The 20,300-nt window shown below is 54.5% G+C and carries 19 protein-coding genes; 3 read left to right on the plus strand and 16 right to left on the minus strand.

Translation table 11 applies throughout. The features are described from left to right. The first annotated feature begins 551 nt into the window (after positions 1-551). Positions 552-1,331, plus strand: a complete 780-nt coding sequence (locus ACYX34_RS13280) for an acyl-homoserine-lactone synthase (RefSeq protein ID WP_462077049.1) — start codon at positions 552-554, stop codon at positions 1,329-1,331. 319 nt (positions 1,332-1,650) lie between these two features. Here ACYX34_RS13280 and ACYX34_RS13285 read toward each other — a convergent pair whose 3' ends face one another. Next, positions 1,651-1,812 carry a hypothetical protein gene (locus ACYX34_RS13285; protein ID WP_462077050.1) on the minus strand — a complete coding sequence of 54 codons (162 nt, stop codon included), beginning with the start codon at positions 1,810-1,812 and terminating at the stop codon, positions 1,651-1,653. 72 nt (positions 1,813-1,884) lie between these two features. Continuing rightward, positions 1,885-2,679 (minus strand): helix-turn-helix transcriptional regulator, encoded by a 795-nt coding sequence (locus ACYX34_RS13290; protein ID WP_462077051.1) that lies wholly within the window; start codon positions 2,677-2,679, stop codon positions 1,885-1,887. Between the two features lie 197 nt (positions 2,680-2,876). Between ACYX34_RS13290 and ACYX34_RS13295 the strand changes: the two genes are divergently transcribed. Further along, positions 2,877-4,238, plus strand: coding sequence for an OmpP1/FadL family transporter (locus ACYX34_RS13295; protein ID WP_462077052.1), 1,362 nt, complete (start codon positions 2,877-2,879; stop codon positions 4,236-4,238). Positions 4,239-4,262: 24 nt separating this feature from the next. Here ACYX34_RS13295 and uvrC read toward each other — a convergent pair whose 3' ends face one another. The 5 genes from uvrC to ACYX34_RS13320 all read right to left on the minus strand — a co-directional run bounded on the left by uvrC (position 4,263) and on the right by ACYX34_RS13320 (position 8,786). Then, positions 4,263-6,071 carry an excinuclease ABC subunit UvrC gene (uvrC, locus tag ACYX34_RS13300; RefSeq protein WP_462077053.1) on the minus strand — a complete coding sequence of 603 codons (1,809 nt, stop codon included), beginning with the start codon at positions 6,069-6,071 and terminating at the stop codon, positions 4,263-4,265. Between the two features lie 127 nt (positions 6,072-6,198). Further along, positions 6,199-7,068 carry a diaminopimelate epimerase gene (dapF, locus tag ACYX34_RS13305; protein ID WP_462077054.1) on the minus strand — a complete coding sequence of 290 codons (870 nt, stop codon included), beginning with the start codon at positions 7,066-7,068 and terminating at the stop codon, positions 6,199-6,201. A gap of 118 nt (positions 7,069-7,186) precedes the next feature. Then, positions 7,187-7,594: a VOC family protein gene (locus ACYX34_RS13310; RefSeq protein WP_462077055.1), complete on the minus strand. Its 408-nt coding sequence runs from the start codon at positions 7,592-7,594 to the stop codon at positions 7,187-7,189. Positions 7,595-7,656: 62 nt separating this feature from the next. After that, complete coding sequence (locus ACYX34_RS13315; protein WP_462077056.1) at positions 7,657-8,136, minus strand: N-acetyltransferase family protein; 480 nt, start codon at positions 8,134-8,136, stop codon at positions 7,657-7,659. Continuing rightward, positions 8,133-8,786: a polysaccharide deacetylase family protein gene (locus tag ACYX34_RS13320; RefSeq protein ID WP_462077057.1), complete on the minus strand. Its 654-nt coding sequence runs from the start codon at positions 8,784-8,786 to the stop codon at positions 8,133-8,135. The genes ACYX34_RS13315 and ACYX34_RS13320 overlap by 4 nt, the downstream gene beginning before the upstream one ends. A 130-nt stretch (positions 8,787-8,916) precedes the next feature. Here ACYX34_RS13320 and ACYX34_RS13325 point away from each other — a divergent pair, with 130 nt between their 5' ends. Further along, complete coding sequence (locus tag ACYX34_RS13325) at positions 8,917-10,077, plus strand: M50 family metallopeptidase (protein ID WP_462077058.1); 1,161 nt, start codon at positions 8,917-8,919, stop codon at positions 10,075-10,077. A gap of 42 nt (positions 10,078-10,119) precedes the next feature. On the opposite strand, the gene ACYX34_RS13330 is transcribed toward ACYX34_RS13325, so the two are convergent. The 9 genes from ACYX34_RS13330 to ACYX34_RS13370 form a co-directional block, all read right to left on the minus strand. Beyond that, positions 10,120-10,968 (minus strand): YihY/virulence factor BrkB family protein, encoded by an 849-nt coding sequence (locus tag ACYX34_RS13330; RefSeq protein WP_462077059.1) that lies wholly within the window; start codon positions 10,966-10,968, stop codon positions 10,120-10,122. A gap of 37 nt (positions 10,969-11,005) precedes the next feature. Beyond that, positions 11,006-12,472: an NADH-quinone oxidoreductase subunit N gene (locus tag ACYX34_RS13335; RefSeq protein WP_462077060.1), complete on the minus strand. Its 1,467-nt coding sequence runs from the start codon at positions 12,470-12,472 to the stop codon at positions 11,006-11,008. After that, positions 12,469-14,082 (minus strand): NADH-quinone oxidoreductase subunit M, encoded by a 1,614-nt coding sequence (locus ACYX34_RS13340; protein ID WP_462077061.1) that lies wholly within the window; start codon positions 14,080-14,082, stop codon positions 12,469-12,471. Before ACYX34_RS13340 ends, ACYX34_RS13335 begins: the two co-directional genes overlap by 4 nt. Positions 14,083-14,145: 63 nt before the next feature. Continuing rightward, positions 14,146-16,041, minus strand: a complete 1,896-nt coding sequence (gene nuoL / locus ACYX34_RS13345) for an NADH-quinone oxidoreductase subunit L (protein WP_462077062.1) — start codon at positions 16,039-16,041, stop codon at positions 14,146-14,148. 111 nt (positions 16,042-16,152) lie between these two features. Beyond that, entirely contained in the window at positions 16,153-16,458 is a 306-nt protein-coding gene (gene nuoK, locus ACYX34_RS13350) for an NADH-quinone oxidoreductase subunit NuoK (RefSeq protein ID WP_462077063.1), read from the minus strand. Then, positions 16,455-17,012: an NADH-quinone oxidoreductase subunit J family protein gene (locus tag ACYX34_RS13355; RefSeq protein ID WP_462077064.1), complete on the minus strand. Its 558-nt coding sequence runs from the start codon at positions 17,010-17,012 to the stop codon at positions 16,455-16,457. The genes nuoK and ACYX34_RS13355 overlap by 4 nt, the downstream gene beginning before the upstream one ends. Positions 17,013-17,099: 87 nt before the next feature. Continuing rightward, complete coding sequence (gene nuoI, locus ACYX34_RS13360; RefSeq protein ID WP_462077065.1) at positions 17,100-17,666, minus strand: NADH-quinone oxidoreductase subunit NuoI; 567 nt, start codon at positions 17,664-17,666, stop codon at positions 17,100-17,102. A gap of 13 nt (positions 17,667-17,679) precedes the next feature. Then, positions 17,680-18,759, minus strand: a complete 1,080-nt coding sequence (nuoH, locus tag ACYX34_RS13365; protein ID WP_462077066.1) for an NADH-quinone oxidoreductase subunit NuoH — start codon at positions 18,757-18,759, stop codon at positions 17,680-17,682. 41 nt (positions 18,760-18,800) lie between these two features. Continuing rightward, positions 18,801-20,300 (minus strand): molybdopterin oxidoreductase family protein (locus ACYX34_RS13370; protein ID WP_462077067.1); only part of this gene is annotated, 1,500 nt, incomplete at its 5' end.

Raw genomic sequence — 20,300 nt, forward strand, 5'->3', positions numbered from 1 at the left:
CTCCTCACAAAGTTTCATCCTGTCGTCACGATTCTAGTATCTACGCGCTTGTGACCCGGAACGCACCTGGCGGGTCCGCCAGGTAAGGCACGGCTAATGAGCTGGAACCATTGTGTGTTCTGAAAGAGGCGAGTGGCTCCAGTCGATCGACCATCATTTCATGACACCATCCTCGGCAGCGGCTTGGCTCCTCACAAAGTTTCATCCTGTCGTCACGATTCTAGTATCTACGCGCTTGTGACCCGGAACGCACCTGGCGGGTCCGCCAGGTAAGGCACGGCTAATGAGCTGGAACCATTGTGTGTTCTGAAAGAGGCGAGTGGCTCCAGTCGATCGACCATCATTTCATGACACCATCCTCGGCAGCGGCTTGGCTCCTCACAAAGTTTCATCCTGTCGTCACGATTCTAGTATCTACGCGCTTGTGACCAGGAACGTACCTGGCGGGTTCGCCAGGTGCTGTATTCCCACGGTGATGGAATCATCCCGCTCCTTCATTCGACGGCCAGTCTTACTCGGTTCCACATCAATCTATTCATAAGGAGGTAGCTATGCACGTTTCAGCCGTAGCAGAAGCGAAGGGAATCGCATTTTCCGAAGGTGAGTTTCTCGTGAAGACGCTTGAAGGGGAGGCCGAGTTGACTCAAGCTTACCGGCTACGACACAAAGTTTTTGCCGAAGCGCTGCGATGGGTGCCACCAACGAATGATGGGCAGGAAATGGACATGTATGACCTGTGGGGAACATCGATCGGACTTTTTGACTCTCGAGGCACACTTCACGGTATGGCGAGACTTCTACCTGCTACCGGGCTCTTCATGCTTGAACAAGACCTGCGTATGTTGTTGCCATCGGATCATATTCTGAGGAAGGAACGTGACACAGCAGAGATTACCAGGCTGGCTATCGACCCGGACATTAAGGACAAAGGGTTATCTGCTCGACTCTTACTTACGCTCGTAAAGGGAATTTATCATTGGGCACAGGCACAGGATGTTCGATTTCTTTATATAGAAGTTGACTACCGGTTCTTTCGAGTACTCAATGCCATGGCCATCGCCTGCGACCCGCTAGGCCCTCCGGTTGCACTTCCTCCAGCGGGCACATTGTCCATTGCAGCCATCATGGACATCGTACGATGCGAACAGGTCCTTGGTAGGAAACGGCCGCAGGTTATGGAATGGATGTCGACTGTTACGGCGACACGTGGAAACATTGGAAAGCGGACAATCGCTGAATGTATAGAACCAGAGCCAAGACGCTCGGTGTTACCTGGCGTACCCGTGCATGCCGAGAGGAAAAACTCAACTATTGAGTTGGTCAGTCAGTGATGATTCAATTGCCACAGGGATAATCTTTTCCGATACTCTTCTGGGTAGGACAGACCAGAGAAATGAGGGAGTACGGAATGGAGCCCACTGTGCGTGGAAAACCCTCAAGCCCATTATTCGGCCGATGCCGTACCGCAAGGCATCACTGGATGAAGAGGTGACGACAATTATACGAGCAACAGGGTAGAGATTGAGGGGCAGTTTCTATTCTGGTGGGAGATCTTCGTCTCTGAAGGCAGGGATGAGAGCAAGGCTTCGCGAAGCAGGATGAGCCTCACTCGCAATCAATTGAGGGCCAGGTCTGTAAAGGCATGGGAATCTATTCGAGATGGAAGCGATCTGGATGGATGCGAATCACATCCACCTGTTCTACCGTGCTTATCCCACGCAGGTTCTCGGACGGAGGGCTTTGGAGTGACTGGTAGGTATGTGGCAATAGGAGGGGGAGCGCCTGATCCGGCAGACGATTGAGCTTGGACATACATATCGCAGGCGGTGTGAGAGGCAACAATTCGAACGATAGAATTGGCTGCGTAGGTGACTACGCACAAGGCTATGCCAAGTTGGGAAGTCCGTGTTGTACTGCGACGGCAACTGCCTGAGTCCGAGACGTGACATTTAACTTGGAGAAGATGCTTTCGACATGAAAACGAATGGTGCGTTCAGTGACCCCCGTAATCTGTGCGATTTCCCAGTTGGTCTTCCCGTCTTTCATCCAATTCAAGATCGTGACTTCTTTGGGGGAAAGCTTGCTCACACACTGGTCGGTGGAACAGGCGACCTTCGAGGAAGACCGTACGAGGGCTAAATGTAGGTGTTGGCCGACATAGTCTAAGAATTCCACATACCGGACATGCTCAGCGGGATCACCTCCGGCAAATGCAAAGAATGAAGCGACCTTACAGGAAGGGTCCAGTGACCCGACGGTGACTCCGTGATTGAGCCCGAACGATGTCGCGGTTTCGACGAACATCTTTTCTTTTTCTGTTCTTACATTGGAATACACCTTGTTCCAAACCTGTGCCTTTTGGGAGCGCACCAGTTCATGGAGTACTGGGTCTACCCCTCCATAGCCATTTCTCCAATATTGAAAGAGCCAAATTTGTGGAAAACTTACGTTCAATACATCCGAGAATCCATCGAATGTGCCATCTGTGTTCAAACGAACAAGGCCGCCAATCTGATGTTCGAACGGAAGAAATTTCTTCGTGCGCACCAATATGTCTTTGACATCCTGCGTGGTCTCGGCCATCGCCGTGTAGTGCATGATTTCAAGTAGATTCTGCAGGTCGGCTCTTGAGGCACCTTCGAAGGTATGATCAGGGAAAGAAAGGACTTCAGTCGTCATTTGATCAGCCCTATTCAAAGGTATCCAACATGACGTTAGAAATATAACAACTCTTGCTCCGTAAATATATAGGAGCGTGTTAAGAGTAGCCATAGGGCGAAATGGCCCTACCGGATGTGCTTGGCGGACAGTTAGAAAGTTTCTGGACATGGTCAGAAATGGCTCGGTCTCATGCCGATGCTACTTAGGAAAGATACATGGCAAAGTGTTTTTGTAGATCTGGGTGCTTCTGCTTATGGGCCGTACTGATTGCGACGAATGCGTCGGCTCAGGCCATAAGGTTTCAGCCACAAGGGGCAGCGGCAATAGGGCAGGGAAATGCATTCGCGGCTCAAGCAGATGATCCCTCCGCCATCCATTTTAATCCTGCAGGTTTGACTCAGGTCCCCGGTATTCAAGCCTATCTCGGAACCAACGTCATGGGCGGCTCGATCAAGTCTAAAGGGCCGACAGGTATCGATAGTCGCGGTGATCTTGGTGATAGTGTCTCTACACCCCTTCCCAGTCATTTTTATTGGAGTGCCAATCTTGGATCTCTCGGTAAGACGAGCCTTTCATCCGTGACGATCGGTCTAGGGCTGACATCTCCATTTGGTTCGAACAATCGGTATCTAGTCGACGGCCCCTTCAACACCGCGGTAACCTCCGCGGCCCTTCCATTAATCGATATCAAACCCACGATAGCGTACAAAGTAAACGACGTTTTCTCTGTAGGTGTGAGCGCCGACATTTATACCTTTGCCAGCTTTTTGGGAGAGGGGCATGCAGAGCAGAAACAGATTAGTTCTGGAGCCTTTGGTATTCCAGCCGGAGCATCCGTCGAATTCAATGGTAAAGGAACCGGTGCGGGAGTAACCGTGAGTGCCCTCTATTCTCCTTTGAGAACTAGTGCTGGGTTGCCTGTGGTTTCCATTGGATTCGTGTACCGCAGTCAGGCGGTCGTCCCCCTGGACGGATCCTTGTTGATTAACGGAACAAAAATGGCCGATGCCTCAACCAATCTTGTTCTGCCTCAAATATTTACCGGAGCCGTAGCGGTTTGGCCCGTACGTACCAGTGAACGGGAGTGGAAGATGGAACTTGATGTCGAGTACGTGGGGTGGAGCCTGAATAGGACTCTTGATATTCGTCTGTCTAACGGGGCGACGATTCCTCAACCGCAGCAATGGAAGAATGTACCGGTGATTGCGTTTGGAACCCAGTATCGATGGCTGAAGCCGCAGTGGCTGCCGCACTGGGAGGTAGCACTCCGATCCGGGTATACCTATACGCAGGATCCCGTTCCCGATCGGACCTTTAATCCCAGTACAATTTCGCTGCCGGCTCATACCTTGTCCCTTGGCGTGGGCTTCTTGTGCAAAGACGCTGGTCGATTTTTGGGGCTCATCCCCTGTGGTGGGGAAGCTCTTTTGTCGCCGAAAGGAATCGGGGTTGACTTTGCCTATCAGGAATGGTTCTACGAATCGCGCACCGTCACCGGCAATCTGAATCCGACCGTCGACGGAACATACCACGCATTCGTCCACTTAGGGACGTTCAGTTTGAGGTTCCTATTCTAGGCGGCGACTCAGGACCGAGACTGATCAATTGCCGAGCGTCTTACGGAGATTCAAAATAGTTTCCGCACTCAATCCGGTCTCCTGTAGGGCTTCGTCGCTGGCTGAGGTTAACTGGTCGAGACTACCGAATCGCTCCAAAAGCCGATTGCGTCGTATCGCACCGATTCCGATGACTTGATCCAGTTTGGAGCTGACCAGCGCTTTACCGCGCAGCTTCCGATGGAAGGTGATTGCAAAGCGATGGGCCTCATCGCGAATGTGTTGGAGTAGGTGAGTGGAGGGCGATTGTGGCTTGAGCGCAATCGGGTTTTTTCTGCCAGCCAGAAAGATCCGCTCGTCCTTGTCGCCACGGGCTTTGGCGAGTCCAAGAATGGGGAGTCTTTCTCGTCCGACGGCTTTCAGCCCCTCCAGTGCGGCAGCCAATTGACCTAAGCCGCCGTCGATCAGAATCAGATCCGGTTGCGCAAGGTTGTCTTCTTGCCCATACCGACGGGTGACCACTTCCTTCATGCTGGCGAAGTCGTTGGCGCCCACGACGGTTTGAATCTTGAAGCGCCGATAGTCGGCCTTCTTCATCTCCCCGTCTTCCCAGACGACCATCGAGGCGACCGATTGGTTCCCCATCGTATTCGAGATGTCGAATCCTTCAATCCGATGAGGGACTTTGTCCAGTCGCAATAACCGTTTCAACTCCTCCCCTGCCTGTCGATGGAGTTCTTCATCCCGCAAGTGATCGGCCACGGCGGCCGCAGCATTTTCCTCGGCTAGCAAGACGAGCTGATGTTTGGTGCCTCGCTCGGGCGAACAGACACGAACCGATTCGCCGCGCTTTTCGGAGAGCCATTGGTGAATCAGTGCGCTGTCTTCGAGGTCGGTCGGAACCAGGAGTTCTCTCGGGGGTTGACCATCCTTGTTGTAGAACTGTTCGATGGCAGAGCGAACGAGCTCCTCGTCCGAAGCATCAGCCGACTCAGGCCAGAAGAAATCTTTTCGCCCGATCAGCAAGCCACCGCGCACGAACAGAATCTGGAGATCGACGGCTGCGCCTTGCCTGGATAGGCCAATCACATCTTGATCAGCGGCGGAGATTTGTGTGATCCGTTGTTTTTCCAACATCCGTTCGATCTTAAAGAGGCGATCGCGGAGTCGGGCGGCTTCCTCGAATTCCTCCCGTTCCGCTGCGGCCTCCATGCGTGTCCGAAGATCATCCAGCAACTCGTGGTCTCGCCCTTCAAGAAACTGACGGACTTGTTTGACGATCTGGTGGTATTCGGCTTTTGACTGGTTTCCGGTGCAGGGCGCCATGCACCGTTTGATTTCGAACTCGATGCAGGCGCGATCGGCCGTTCCGTTGATATCGATGGTGCAGGTCGCGAGCGGGAAGACGTGTTTGATAACCTTCAATGTCTCTCGCAGGGCGTTGGCTGGTGTGTAGGGCCCATAGTAGAGGGCCCCATCCTTTTGCACACGGCGGACGATCGATAGGCGTGGAAAATCATCTTTGATCGGCAACCGCACATAGGGATATTGTTTGTCGTCCCGCAACACGACGTTGAAGCGGGGTTTGTGCCGCTTCACCAGGTTACTCTCGAGAATCAGGGCTTCGAGCTCCGATCGGGTTACCATTGTTTCCAGATCAGCCACTTGATCGACGAGAAGGCTGGTCTTAGGGCTGTGGTCGGCACTCTTCTGGAAATACGATCGAACCCGGTCGGCGAGTACCGCAGCTTTCCCGATGTAAATGATGTCTCGCTGCTCGTTCTTGAACAGGTACACACCGGGACTCTCCGGCAGATGGGCAAGTTTGGATTGGAAATCCGATGAAGCGGCCATCAGCTATGAGCCTTCAGGTAAGAGCCACAGTGGGGTGACACTGGACATTGTACGGCGCGAAGGGATACTGAGCAATCCGGAGACTTCCAATCAGCCTGCTGGCTGACAGTTGGTTGCTGAATGCATGCTACTTCAGCGAACGGATAAACGATGGACTGAATGTACCCCGAGCCACTTCGGCTACGGGCCCTTTCATCGTGAGACCGAAGTTCGAATCGACGTCGATGTTCAGTGTGCCTCCCGGCATCTTTACCGTCACGGGGCTCCTCACCAGTCCCAGTCGTACTGCGACGCTGGCTGCTGCGCAGGATGAAGAACCCGAAGCTTGCGTTTCTCCAGCCCCTCGCTCCCAAATCAGAATGAAGATTTCTTTTGGTCCAGTAGGAACTGCGAGCTGCACATTGGTTCGTTTGGGAAAGAGGCGATGGTTCTCCAAGGCCGGCCCAAGTGCTAAGAGCTCTTCACGTGCCCAAGATTGTCCCGTCGGCTTGAAGACCACGCAATGGGGATTCCCAACGCTCACGCCGGTGAACGTCAGACTTCGCTCCGCTGCCGTAATCGGCTGCTGAATCAGCTCAGGCACATCGAGCGTGCAGGGAAGTGCCGCTGGGTTGAAGGTGGCATGGCCCATTTCGACTGTTGCGGCACTGGCGTCGCCATGGCGATCCACGTGTAGGGTGATCGTGACGACACCACCTTTCGTGTCGACTGTGAAGTGTCTCTTTTTGGTCTTCCCAGTCGCATGGAGGTATCGGGCGAAAATGCGCAGCCCATTTCCTGACTTTTCCGCTTCGCTACCGTCTGGGTTAAAGATACGCAGGCCAAAATCTGCCTTCCTCGAAGGAACTAAGGCCAGAATCCCGTCACTGCCGAGCCCCCAGTTGCGATCGCAAATCGCTTTGATGGTCTTGGGTGTTAGCTTGAACGTGAGTTCCTTGGGATCCATCACAACATAATCGTTGCCCAACCCGTGTCCACGGAAAAATCCGTTTTTCATCCCTGCGCTCCTCCAGATATTTCAAGCGTCATGCGTTATTTGAAGCGAAGAGGGTACTGCCTGGAGAGTCGTGTCGTCAATGTGGGCGAAAGATGGACCATTTCACGGGTTCTGTGGGCTATACGATCTTCACACCTGCTGGTCGTTCGATCAGCTCGATTTCATAGCCGTCTGGAGCGTCGATAAAGATGAAGCGGCTGCCGGAGGAAGTCTTGGTTGGACCATCGGTGATTTTTATCCCCTGGGCAGTCAGTGCGGCGATCGTCTGCTCGAGACTGTCCACTTGAAAGGCCAGGTGTACAAGATCTTCCTGGACCTTCACCGGGCCGCTTGGAGGGAAACTGGTCAGTTCGATCAGTTCGTCGCTGTTGGGCACTTTCAAGAACGCGAGGTGGGATCCGCGTGGAGAGGTCTTCCGTTCTATGACCTCAAGGCCCAAGACGGTCGTATAAAAGCGGATGGTCTCGTCCAGATCACTCACCCGCATACGGGTGTGGAGCAGCTTCTTGACTCGCAAATCGGTCATTGGTCACTCGTCACGAGAGGAGCCTGTGCTACATAAATTTAGCATTGGCCGATGGTCAATGACTACTGACCTTTTCCTCTTGCTGGTCCCGCCGTCTTGCGGAGGAGGATCTCTGCGCACCCAGGGATAAGAAAGTTTGGCATGGGGCCGATTTCCTGGTAGCCCTGTTTCTTGTAGAAAGTCCTGGCGGGTTCGTTGAAATCCGATACACAGGCAAAGAGGTTCTTAGTTCTCTTAAAGACCAACTCCTCTATGTACCGCAACAGCTGACCGCCGACTCCCTTCTGACGAGCCCATACGGCCACCCCCAGGAGCTCAAGATAGTCGCCCAGGAGAAATTTCTGTTTCACGATCGCAACGCCTGCCACCTGTCCGTCACGTTCAGCGATATAGCAATCTCGCCCCAGAGGCAGAGGACAGAAAATACGACTCCAATCATCTGCCCCATACCCAAGAGTATTCCAGGGTTCAGAATCACTCAATAATTGGATGACTGATTTTCGATCATCCGGCACCATGGTTCTGATGGCTGAGGTTGTCATGGAGTCGAGGATTGACACTCCAATAGTTCGCTTACGGTCATCGGACGAAGTTTTTTGGCAGGGAGGATCTCGCGTGTGAGGTGTTCGATGACCCGTCGAGTCTGCTTGCCCTTGCCGTTGGCATGAAACACGATGATGCTGCCGGGTTTTGTACGCTTGGCAACTCTGGTCAAAATTTGCTCCGCGGACAATGTCGGATCTGGATCGCCGGATTCGATATTCCATTGGATAAACTGCAAGCCCAACATGTTCACCACGGCCACCGTGACATCATTATATTCTCCATATGGTGGACGAAAGAGGGTGGCGTCATGGTTGTAGCGCTCCTGCAGCAATTTGACGGGGCCGAGGATCTCGGTACGTTGTTCGTCGGCGTCGTGCATGGGAAGGTGCGCGTGTACCTCACCATGGGTTCCAACTTCAAAAAACTCCAGACTCAGGAGATGGTCGACTTCCGTGTCATGTTTGACCATCCACTTGCCGGACATGAAAAAAGTGGCCGGGATACGGTGTGTGATCAGATAGTCCATCAAAGGCTGATCATAGCCGGATCCCTTGCGCACTGGGCAGAGATCAAACGTCAGGGCCACACCTGGACAGGTCGGTGAACCAGTGGTGATGACTTGGGCGTCGCTGTGGGGCGATGGCATAAGCTCTAGAGCTATCAGGGAGAGCAAGCCCAGCAGGGCACATGGCGGACGTCGTTTCATGAGGGGCTAGTATACATGAACACACAGGGAAGATTGACCCCTTCCCCATTCCGCTGTTACCGTGTCATCTATGCAGATACGTTCGTGGGAAATCGGACGTGCCCTGGGTATTCCCATTCGAATCCATCCGTCCTGGTTCCTGGTTTTTCTCCTCGCCACGTGGACTCTTTCGACTGACTATCTACCAGAGAGTCTGCCGGGGCTTAGCCCTGGACGCTATTGGGTGATGGGCGCCGTTGCGGCGGTGCTCCTCTTCCTGTCCGTTCTCCTGCATGAGCTGGGCCATTCCTATGTGGCGCTGTACTATCGTATTCCGATAGAGCAGATCACACTGTTTCTCTTTGGTGGTGTGGCGCACATGCGCCAGGAAGCCCCGTCACCCAAGGCAGAATTTCTTATTGCGATCGCCGGACCAGTCGTCAGTTTTGTGATCAGTGGAAGCTGTTTGGCCCTTGTCGCTCTGGCCGAGGCGATTCAACAGGACCAGGCACTTCGTGGGGTGGCGATGCTCGGACTCTTGTTGGGATTGGGGAATCTTCAGCTCGGGATGTTCAACCTGATTCCCGGGTTTCCGCTGGATGGAGGGCGAATCCTACGAGCAGGCTTGTGGGCATGGGGGAAAGATTATTATCGGGCGACAAAACAAGCCGCAGTGGCGGGTCTTGGGTTTGGGCTGCTCTTTGTCCTGTGGGGGCTGCTGCGAATCCGCCAAGCGGCCACTGATGAGCTGGATGCGTCGATGGTCTGGACGGGGGGATGGCTGGCGCTGATCGGAATTTTTCTCTACGTCGCGGCATTGGCGAGCCGCCGCCAAGCGACATTGCGGGAGACTGTTGCGAAGATCAGGATCCAAGACATGATGGTGACCACGGTGGTTTCCATTCCAGCCGAGACTACATTGGATCAGGCTGTGAATCGGTATTTCCAAGCCTATGGCTACGGAGGATTTCCTGTCGTGGACGATCGGCGTCTGATCGGACTGGTGACCGTGGCTGACATTCAGGCGGTACCGGTGGCCATGTGGTCCTGGCGTCGGGTGGATCAGGTGATGCGGCCTTTCTCGGATTCGATGGTCGTTACGCCCGATGTTCCTGCGGTCCAGGCAATGGGGCGCATGGCTCGTGAGGGGTGGGATCAACTCATCGTCGTGCACAATGGAGAAATTGTCGGGCTTGTCACGCATTCAGCCATCGTTCATTTTCTGCAGTTGCGCGGGGCGTCCAGTCGGTGATTCTCGGTAGGCACTTTCATTATTGTCGTCGCAATGGTTCCGTTAACGGCCATCAACCGGTGTCGGAGGCGATGGCCAAGGCATCTGCTTGAGGTTGTGCGCGACAATGCCGCCGAAGAGGAGCAGTCCAGCGGAATAATAGACCCAGAGTAATAAGAGCACGACCTCGAGCAAAGATCCATAGAGCCGCGCGTAGACCGTCGAAAAATCCCCATAATTGATAAACAAGAGCTTGGCGGCAACCCACAGCAGGCCGAACGTCAAGGCGCCGGCCATGGCGTCTCGCCACCGTGGACGACGTCGGGGCACAAGACGGTAGAGCAGGCTGACCGTCAAGAATGCGAGCGCAAAGGGGAGCGTGTAGGTGAGATGAAAATCGTGCGCGGCTAAGGCGACAAGGTCCAACCCCCAGAGCCGAGGTGCGTAGGCCGTCAACAAGGTCATGGTTTGGGTGGCCACGTAAGAAAGGAATAGCAGGAGGCCGGTGGATCCCAGTAACGCAATGGAAATTGCCGTGGAAATGAGCGGGTGACGCTTTTGCGTGCTTTGAAACACGACATTGAGTGCATAGTCGAGCTCATAGAAAACGAGTCCGCCAAACCAGAAAAAAGACAGCAGCACAATCCAGCGAACACTGTCCAAAGAACTGATCCGATGAAGTTCTTGCGCCAACCGCTCCCCTAACGATGGAAGAAAACCCTTCAGGAAACTGAGCAGGAACTGCTCCCCGATCACGTTCTGGCTCACCAGGAAACTCACTCCATAGAGGAGGAGGAAAACCAGGGGAAACAAGGAGAGCAGCGAGAAAAACGCCAATGCCGCAGCGAGGCTTGGGCACCCGTGGCGCAAAAACGATGTGACCGCCTCACTCAGAAATCGGAGGACATGCATAAGGTCCTGCCAGCCAATAGTCGGAATACGGATGGTCTTACTTCAGCGTCAATACGGCATGCAGCGCGAGATTGACGAGTGGGTTGGGATAGATGCCGAAAATCACCACTCCGGCGACGGCGCAGGCTAGAACAATGGAAAGGGCTGGGGACATGACCAACCGAGGAACAGGATCCGTTCCATCACGAGGCTCCCGCATATACATGACCATGACGACCCGGAGATAGTAATACGCTGAGATGGCAGCAAATATGAGGGCAATGACCGCCAACCAGGCCATGCCGGCTTCAACGGCGGATCTGAAGACGTATAATTTTCCGATAAAGCCCGCGGTCGGGGGAAGGCCAGCCAGAGAAATCATGAAGACCAGCATGAGAAGCGCCGCGAGAGGATGGCGTTTGGCCAGGCCAGTGAAATCCTCGATCTCCTCACCCTCAATCGTCCCTTTTCGGAGCATTGCGACAATGGCGAATGCACCGAATGTCATGAATGTGTACAAGGCGATATAGAGCAGAACGCTCGCAATACCCGACGAGTGCTCCACGCGTCCAGCGGCGACTACACCAATGAGCGCATAGCCGGCATGTGCAATGCTTGAATAGGCCAGCATCCGCTTGATATTCGTCTGGACCAGGGCGACGACGTTCCCCACGACGAGAGTGGCAAGACAGAGTAAGAGAAAGATCGCAGACCAGTTGGCTTTGAGCCCACCCAACCCTTCCACAAATACACGGAGAAACGCGCCGAAACTGGCGGCCTTGGATGCCACGGCCATGAACGCCGTGACAGAAGTCGGGGCACCCTGATAGACGTCCGGTGTCCACATATGAAACGGGACGACGGCCAGTTTGAACCCGAATCCCACTGCCAACAGGATTGTTGAAAACAGCAGCAGTGGGTCAGTGAACCCCTGGGTCGTAATAGCCGAGGCAATCGCTGGGAGTTTTGTGCTACCGGTCGCTCCATAGAGTAGCGAGATGCCATAGAGGAGGATCCCGGAGGAAAAGGCACCCAATACAAAGTATTTTGCCGAGGCTTCAAGCGAGCGAGGTTCTTCCCGCTTGAGACCAGCCATGACGTAGAGGGAGAGCGACATCAATTCCGTCCCGAGATAGATCGTCAACAAGTCGGCGGCGGAGACCATGACCATCATGCCGGACAGCGAGAGCAGAATGAAGCCATAGTACTCACCAAAATACAGCCGCTCCTCCTTTAAGTAGGAGTGGGAAAGTAAGATTGTCAGTCCTGTGACGAAGTACAAGAGCAGTTTCCAGAAAGCGCCATAGGCGTCGATGATGACAAGACCACTAAAGATCGAGGTGGCTGTTCCCATTTGGGAGGCCGTGAGACCCATACAAATGGCAATCGTTCCCAGGCTGAGCCATACTAAGCTATCCTTATCGGATGCGCGAAGCACCGGGTCGAGGACGAGCACAATACAGGCGGCGGTGATGACCAGTAACTCGGGGAGGACGAGAAAAAGGTCTGCGGGAGAAAAAGTCATGGCCGCTCTCCCTGCTGTTCCATGAGTCGTAGGCTGTCGATGGGACGAGCGGGTTGAACGTGGACCCTGTCGAGCGCCATCATCAGGTCGTTCTTCTGCCAGGATGTGGACTGGCCTGGAACAGCATGAGTGGAAGTCTGTTGATGGGAAGAGGGAAGGACGCGAGCGATGATCTGATCGACGCTGGCGTGCATCCGACTGAGCAGAGGGTTGGGAAACAGGCCAATCGCAAAGATCAGGACCGCCAGAGGTAACAGCGTTGCCATTTCTCGTGCGCTCAGGTCAGAAAGCTTTGGGAGCGTGTGAGGTGCTGGCGTCCCAAACGCGACTCGTTGAACCATCCACAATAAATATGCTGCGGCCAGGATGATGCCCAGCGAGGCGAAGGCTGTTGCCGCCTTGCTCCAGAGGAACGTGCCGGCCAGAACCATAAATTCACCAACGAAACTGTTGGTCCCGGGAAGTCCCAGTGAAGAGAGCGCAAAAATAACCAACAAGGTCGCATACCGAGGCATCGGCTTGGTCAACCCCATGTTATCGGCAATCTGGCGGCTATGCGTACGTTCATAAATCATCCCGACACAGAGGAAGAGTCCGCCGGTCGTAATGCCGTGATTCACCATCTGCATAATGGCACCCTCGATACCTTGAATGTTGAACATGAACAGGCCGAGGGTGACAAACCCCATGTGGCTGACGCTCGAATAGGCAATCAACTTTTTGAGATCAGCTTGGGCCAATGCCATATAGGCCCCATAGATGATCGCCACAATTGAGAGGACAACCATCAGAGGCGTGAAGAGACGAGAGGCGTCGGGTAGCATCGGCAGGCTGAATCGTACAAAGCCATAGGTGCCCATCTTGAGCAGCACGCTGGCGAGAATCACACTGCCGGCAGTCGGGGCCTCCACGTGTGCGTCGGGTAACCAGGTATGGAATGGGAACATCGGAACCTTCACGGCGAACGCGGCAAAGAAAGCGAAGAACAGCCACGTCTGAAGAGAAATGGTATAGGTCTGCCGACTGAGCTCAAGAATATCGAAGGTGTGGCCACCCTGGAAATACAACACTAAGATCGCGACCAGCAACAAGACGCTACCGGCAAGGGTATAGAGAAAGAACTTGATTGCGGCATACAGTCGATTTGGTCCACCCCACACTCCGATCAGCAGGTACATGGGGATCAGCATCGCTTCCCAAAACACGTAGAACAACACGAAGTCGAGTGCTGCGAACACGCCGATCATGGCGCCTTCCATGATCAGCAGCATCGCCATGAAGCTCCGAAGCCTTGTTTCAATGGCATGCCATGAAATCAGAACGCAAAGCGGCATGAGAATCGTCGTCATGAGGACCAGCGGGAGGCTGATTCCATCCAGGCCGAGCCGGTAGTTGATCGACAGTGTGGGGATCCATGCCGCAGACTCGAGGAATTGCATCTGACCGGACGTGGCGTCGAATAACCACCACAGCGGCAGTGAGATCAGGAGATCAACAATGGTGACAGACAGTGCCGTCAGTCGGACGGAGGCATCTTTTACGACAAAGACCGCTACCGCTCCTAGCAGAGGGAGCATGATCAATGCAGTTAACCAAGGGAAACCAGTCATCGAAGTCTCAATCCATCACATTTCGACTACAGTAATTCAAACGTCAAGCGCCACTCGTTCTTTTCAGAGCAGCAGATAGGCCGTGATGATCACGATACCCATCGCCATGGCCAACGCATAATGTTGGGTTTGCCCGCTCTGGATTAACCTCAAGATCCATCCCCCCCACGTGATCGTTTTTCCAACACCATTGACCGCGCCGTCGATGACGGCAATGTCGATGCGTTTCCAGAGTGCGGCAGCGACCGTACATGTGGGCTGTACGAACAGCCGGTCATAGACTTCATCGACATACCACTTGTTCAATGAAGCCTGGTATAGCCCGTTCCACTGGCGGGCCAGGCGTTCCGGAAGATTGGGGTTGAGCACGTAGGCGTAGTAGGCTGCGGCAATGCCGATCAATCCAAGCACGGTGGCTACGATCATGATGACGACACCGGCTTCTCCATGGTGCGCAGCCGGTTCCTGCCCAGTTGCAAAGACCGGTTCGAGGAATGAGGGGATGCCGAGGTACCCAGTGGCGATACTAAACAATGCCAGAATGAGAAGAGGGGTCGTCATCGTTTTTGATGGCTCATGGACATGATCCGCATGATGAGGATCGACGCGGGATTGGCCCCAGAAGGTCACAAACACCAGCCTGAAGCTGTAGAACGCGGTCAGGAGAGCGGTCAGTAGACCCGCAATTGCCAGTCCCTGCCCAAGATTGCCGGAGGACCAGGCGGAGGCCAGGATTTCGTCCTTGCTGAAGAACCCAGCGGTGAGGGGGAATCCCGCGAGCGCCAGTGATCCAACGACAAAGGTCCAGTAGGTGATCGGCAACTGTTTTTTTAGCCCGCCCATGCGGCGGATGTCCTGCTCGTGGTGGAGCGCGATAATGACCGACCCACAGCCGAGGAACAACAGCGCCTTAAAGGCTCCGTGTGTGAGCAGGTGGTACATGCCGGAGGCGTAAGCCCCGAGTCCGCAGGCCATGACCATGTATCCAAGCTGACTGACTGTCGAGTAGGCGACGACACGTTTGATATCTGTTTGCGTCAACGCGATAGTTGCTCCGAGCAGCATGGTGGCACCTCCGGTGACGGCGACGACGCTCATAGCGGTCGGAGAGAGGTTGTAGATTGGTGCCAGACGCGCGACCATGAATACCCCGGCCGTGACCATGGTTGCGGCATGAATGAGCGCTGAGATCGGGGTCGGACCTTCCATGGCATCGGGTAACCAGACGTGAAGAGGCACTTGGGCTGATTTTCCCACCGCTCCGGTGAACAGTAAGAGTGCGATCAGCGTGAACAAGGACACCTCCCATGTGCCCCCGAAAAGGCTAAGGAGATTGATTGTCAGGCCACTGGCCTCATGAAGGACCGGAAAGATCTCCAGATAGTTCAGCGAACCAAATTGATACCAGACAAGGAGCAGGCCGAGCAGAAAGCCAAAATCCCCGACACGATTGACAAGAAACGCTTTGGTTGCCGCCGCACAAGCAGACGCACGTTCGTACCAATGGCCGATCAACAGATAAGAGCACAGGCCGACAGCTTCCCAAAACACAAACAACTGGAGCAGGTTGTCTGCGAGTACCAGCATGAGCATCGAGAAGGTAAATAGCGCGATATAGCTGAAGAAGCGGGCATAGCCTGGTTCCCCATGCATGTAACCGATCGTATACACGTGCACCAGGGAGCTAACACCGGTGACCAGGAGCAACATGACGGCGGTCAGTCTGTCAATGTAGAGGCCGATATGGATATCAAGGTGGCCCGAGGTCATCCAGGTATACAAGGGGACGGAAATGACTGAACCGGAAGCCACTTGGATAAAGGCTGACAGCGCCAGTATCAGCGACAACAGCACGGCCGGAACCGCGATCACATGGGCGTTCTCCTTGAACCGGGATCCGGCCAGTCCGAGGACGAGGAATGCGGCGAGCGGAAGAAATGGAATGAGTGCGTAGAGCATCAGAGTCCGTCTCTCCTCGTTCGTCGTTTGGGACGCGGGGTGGAAACGAATGGCAGTACGGTTGTCCGATTCTTTACAAAAGATGCTTCACGCTTCACGAGTAACGACCCCTTACCATTTCAATAAATTGAATTCTTCGATATTGATGGTAGCCCGCGAACGATGGAGAGCGATGATGATCGCCAGCCCCACTGCCACCTCTGCAGCGGCGACGGTGAGGGCAAAGAAAACAAACACTTGTCCACCCAGGTCTCGAAAATAATCGGAGAAGGCGACAAAGTTAATATTCGTCGCATTCAGCATCAGTTCAACTGAGAGCAGGATTGCGATGATGTTGCGACGGATGAGTACGCCGACGATGCCCGTCAGGAATACGATCCCGCTCAGAATCAGATAGTAGGAGATGGGGATGGTCATTCGGTGACCTTCGTTCGAACCATGGGGCTGGCATTGTCCTGGTCCCCGATCTCTCGCTTCGCGAGGACGATGGCACCGATCATGGCGACCAAGAGCACCAAGGAGGCGACCTCAAATGGGAAGAGATAGGTGGAAAACAGCGTTTGCCCGATCGCCAATGTATTATCCGGAGCAAGTGGCTCCACTGATGGGGCTGGCACAGCCTGAGCACCGGTCGTGCGAGTTCTTGCTCCACCGGAGAGGAGGACTATGGATTCGATCAGTAAAGGAGCACAGACGAATCCCGCAATCCGCCATTGGCTATGGTAACGGTCATCTTGTTTCACGTTCAAGATCATGACAACGAACAAATACAGCACCAGGATGGCGCCGGCATAGACGATAATTTGCACGGCGGCCAAGAATTCCGCATGAAGCGTGATGAACAGCCCTGCGACGTGGAAAAACATCACAAGAAGGGAGAGTGCGCTGTAGACGGGGTTTTTCAGCGCGACCACAAGAATGGACGTCGCGATAATCATCGCGGCAAAGTATCCAAAAAAGAGAAGCGACATCTGATGGTTCCTGTGTTTGAGGGCGACCGGACCGGACTCGCATACGCATGCTGCAGCCATTGGTCCGTCGACGCGTAATCCTTTGATTCAGTTCGGCTTTGGTGGCACGTGGTTGAACGCCACGTTAAAGAACGCCACGTTTGGATGCTGCAGTTCCAAGCGTTTCTCGCGAATCGGAAAGGAACGATCCCCGATCGCGAGCAACTGCTGTTTGTTCAGATGGAGTTGCCGTTTGTCGTATACCGCCCATTCAAATTCCCGTGTCATTCCCAGTGCATCGACCGGACAGGCATCCACGCACATCCCGCAGAACAAGCACCGGGTCATGTCCATGTAATATTCTTTGGAGTAGCGTTTCGTCGGTTCGCCAGGGACTTCGGCGCTGACGACGCGGATCACGCGTGACGGACACGCCGCCTCACAGAGGTCGCATCCTACGCATTTCTCCGTTCCGTCGTCGTAGCGGAGGAGAGCGAGCATGCCTCGATAGTTGTCCGGTAGCGTGCGTTTCTCGTGCGGGTATTGCAATGTCACCGGACGGTAGTTGAGCAGGTGAGAGAGCGTCGCCTTCATGCCGACGAGAAGTTCATAAAACGTAATCGTCTTGAACCATTCGGATAGGCTGAGGCGTTTGGTCGTGGGGGCGGATCTCATAACGTTCCGTACACTAGTTGATCTGTTGATAGATAAACACGGCGATGGCGGTCACCACGATGTTGGCCAGCGCAATGGGCAACAGCACCTTCCAGCCGAATCGCATCAGCTGATCGTAGCGCAGTCTCGGTAAGGTCGCTCTGAGCCAGAAAAACAGGAACAAGAGTGAGTAGGTTTTTACCGCAAACCACATGGTGCTTTCGATCCAGGACCAAGACGACAAGCCGACCAGCTCCATCAAGGTTCCCGGATACGGTGCGTGCCAGCCACCGAGAAACAACGCAGAAGCCACACAGGACACGAGGACCATGTTGGCGTATTCGGCCAGGAAGAAAAATGCGAACCGCAGTCCGCTGTATTCGGTAAAGAACCCTGCCACAAGTTCGCTCTCTGCCTCAGGCAAGTCGAACGGCACCCGGTTGGTTTCAGCGACGACCGAAATCACGTAGACGACGAATGCAAAGATTTGCGGGGCCGGTAGGGCGAAGATGTACCAATTCCAAAACCAGCCGGCCTGGGCATCAGTAATTTTCACGAGACTGAGTGATCCGGCTAAAATCAACACGCCGACAATCGACAGTCCGACGTTGAGCTCGTAGCTGATCACCTGTGCGGCCGATCGGAGGCCTCCCAACAAGGAGTATTTGCTGTTCGATGCCCATCCTCCAAGGATGATGCCGTAGGCCGCGAGTGAGGCGAAGGCGAGGATATAGAGGATACCGATGTTGATGTCGCTAACGACGAAGGGTTTCACTGAGATGCCGTTGATCTCAAACGTCCAGTTGGGGCCCCAGGGAATCACGGCGAACCCGATAAACGTCGGGATCAAGCAGAGGATCGGCGCCATGGTAAAGATGAGCTTATTTGCGCCGGCGGGAACGATGTCCTCCTTAAAAAACAGTTTGATGGCATCCGCAAACGGCTGAAGAATGCCGTAGGGACCGACTTCCATCGGGCCCATACGATCCTGCATCCACCCTAAGACCTTCCGTTCCGCCAAGGTGAGGATGAGCACCGTAATGACCACGATGCACATGACCGCACCGATTTGAGTGAGGGAAATAGCCAGACGTAACCCGAATTCAGTTACCATGGGACTCCTCAATTCGCATAGTCTCAGCGCTCAATAGATCCTCAGGCCACCCTCATCATGGACACGGTTGTCGTTCGGAGGGATGGCGCATGGGTGATGGGATCAATGGCGCAGTCAAATAACCGGACGGCAGTTTGGCCGAAGTGGTCCGGGAACCAGGCTGTTCCCTGTGGGACCCGTTCCACAAGCTTCACTTCGGTCGTCATTTCTCCGGAGGTGCTGGAGAGGCGAACTCGGTCGCCGTCCACTAAGGCAAAGCGGGCTGCGTCAACGGGATTGATCCGAAGCCGTCCCCTGTCCTCTATTTGTAACAACCCCTTGGAACGGGTTGAGAACTTTCCCGAGTGAAACAGACTCTGGACTAAGTCGAGTCGCAATGTTCCATCCGGGCGGGATTTCGGTGCCACGAGTCGGTATCGCACCGCAAGGTCACGTTGATAGCCATCGGTGAGATAGCGTTCCATGATCACGCGATCGACTTTCGAAGGCAGCGGGGTAGGTCCAAGGGATCCATAACCGGGAATCAGGCTCCGAATCTCCTTCAGGATCTCTTTGCTCTCGGCGTATTCCATCGGTGACCCTAATAAAATGGAGAGCGCCGAAAAAACTTCCCAGTCCGGCCGGCTTTCTCCAAGAGGCTCAATCGAAGGACGAACGGCTTGGACATGTCCTTCGGTATTCGTAAACGTCCCGCTTTTCTCCAGGAACGATGCGGCCGGCAGTACGACGTGAGCGAGTGCGGCGGTCTCAGTCAAAAAGAGCTCCTGACAGACCAATAAATCGAGTTTGCGCAAAGCGTCCTCGGCGTGCAGTGCTGCGGGGAGGCTTCCGACCGGGTTCTCGCCGACGATGAACATGGCCTTCATCGATCCCGCTCTGGCGCGATCCAGCATTTCCACGAGGGAGGCCCCTGTGCTGGGAGGAACATCCGCGTTCCACTGCTTCATGATTCGATCATGGTCGGTACGGCTGCTCACGAAACAGACGCCGGGAAGAAATTCAGCTACGGCCCCCATTTCCACAGCACCCTGGTCATTGTTCTCTTCCGCCAGCGGGGCAAACCCACAGCCTGGTTGATCGAGCTTACCGGTCAGCAGCAGCAGATCAAGGAGGGTCAAGGATCCGCTATATCCTCGTTCGCTGCGGAGGAGTAGTTGTCCGGCTAGGACGACGACTCGTTTGCTTGCGGCCAGGACCTTGGCAGCCTGCGCGAATGCGTCGGGTGCCATTCCTGTTATCGCCTGAAGATCCTGCCAAGAGACTTCCTGTAATGCGCTCGTGACGGCTCCGACATAGGCGGGGTATTGCTGCGTCAGGCTTGGCTGTATCAGACCCTGCTCGACGATGGCTTTCAACAAGCCAAGGATGGTTGTAGGGATGTCGCTTGGGGCGGTGCGAAAATGATGGTTGGAGAGGGTCGCAATGTTGCTGATCGTCCCAACTACCGGTTCCAGAGATTCAAGCGTGATCAAGGTGGCGCGACGTTTCTTGACCGCCTCTTTGACCTTGAGTCCGGTGATTGGGTTGGTTTCGGTAATGTT

Source organism: Nitrospira sp. CMX1 (assembly GCF_054902215.1).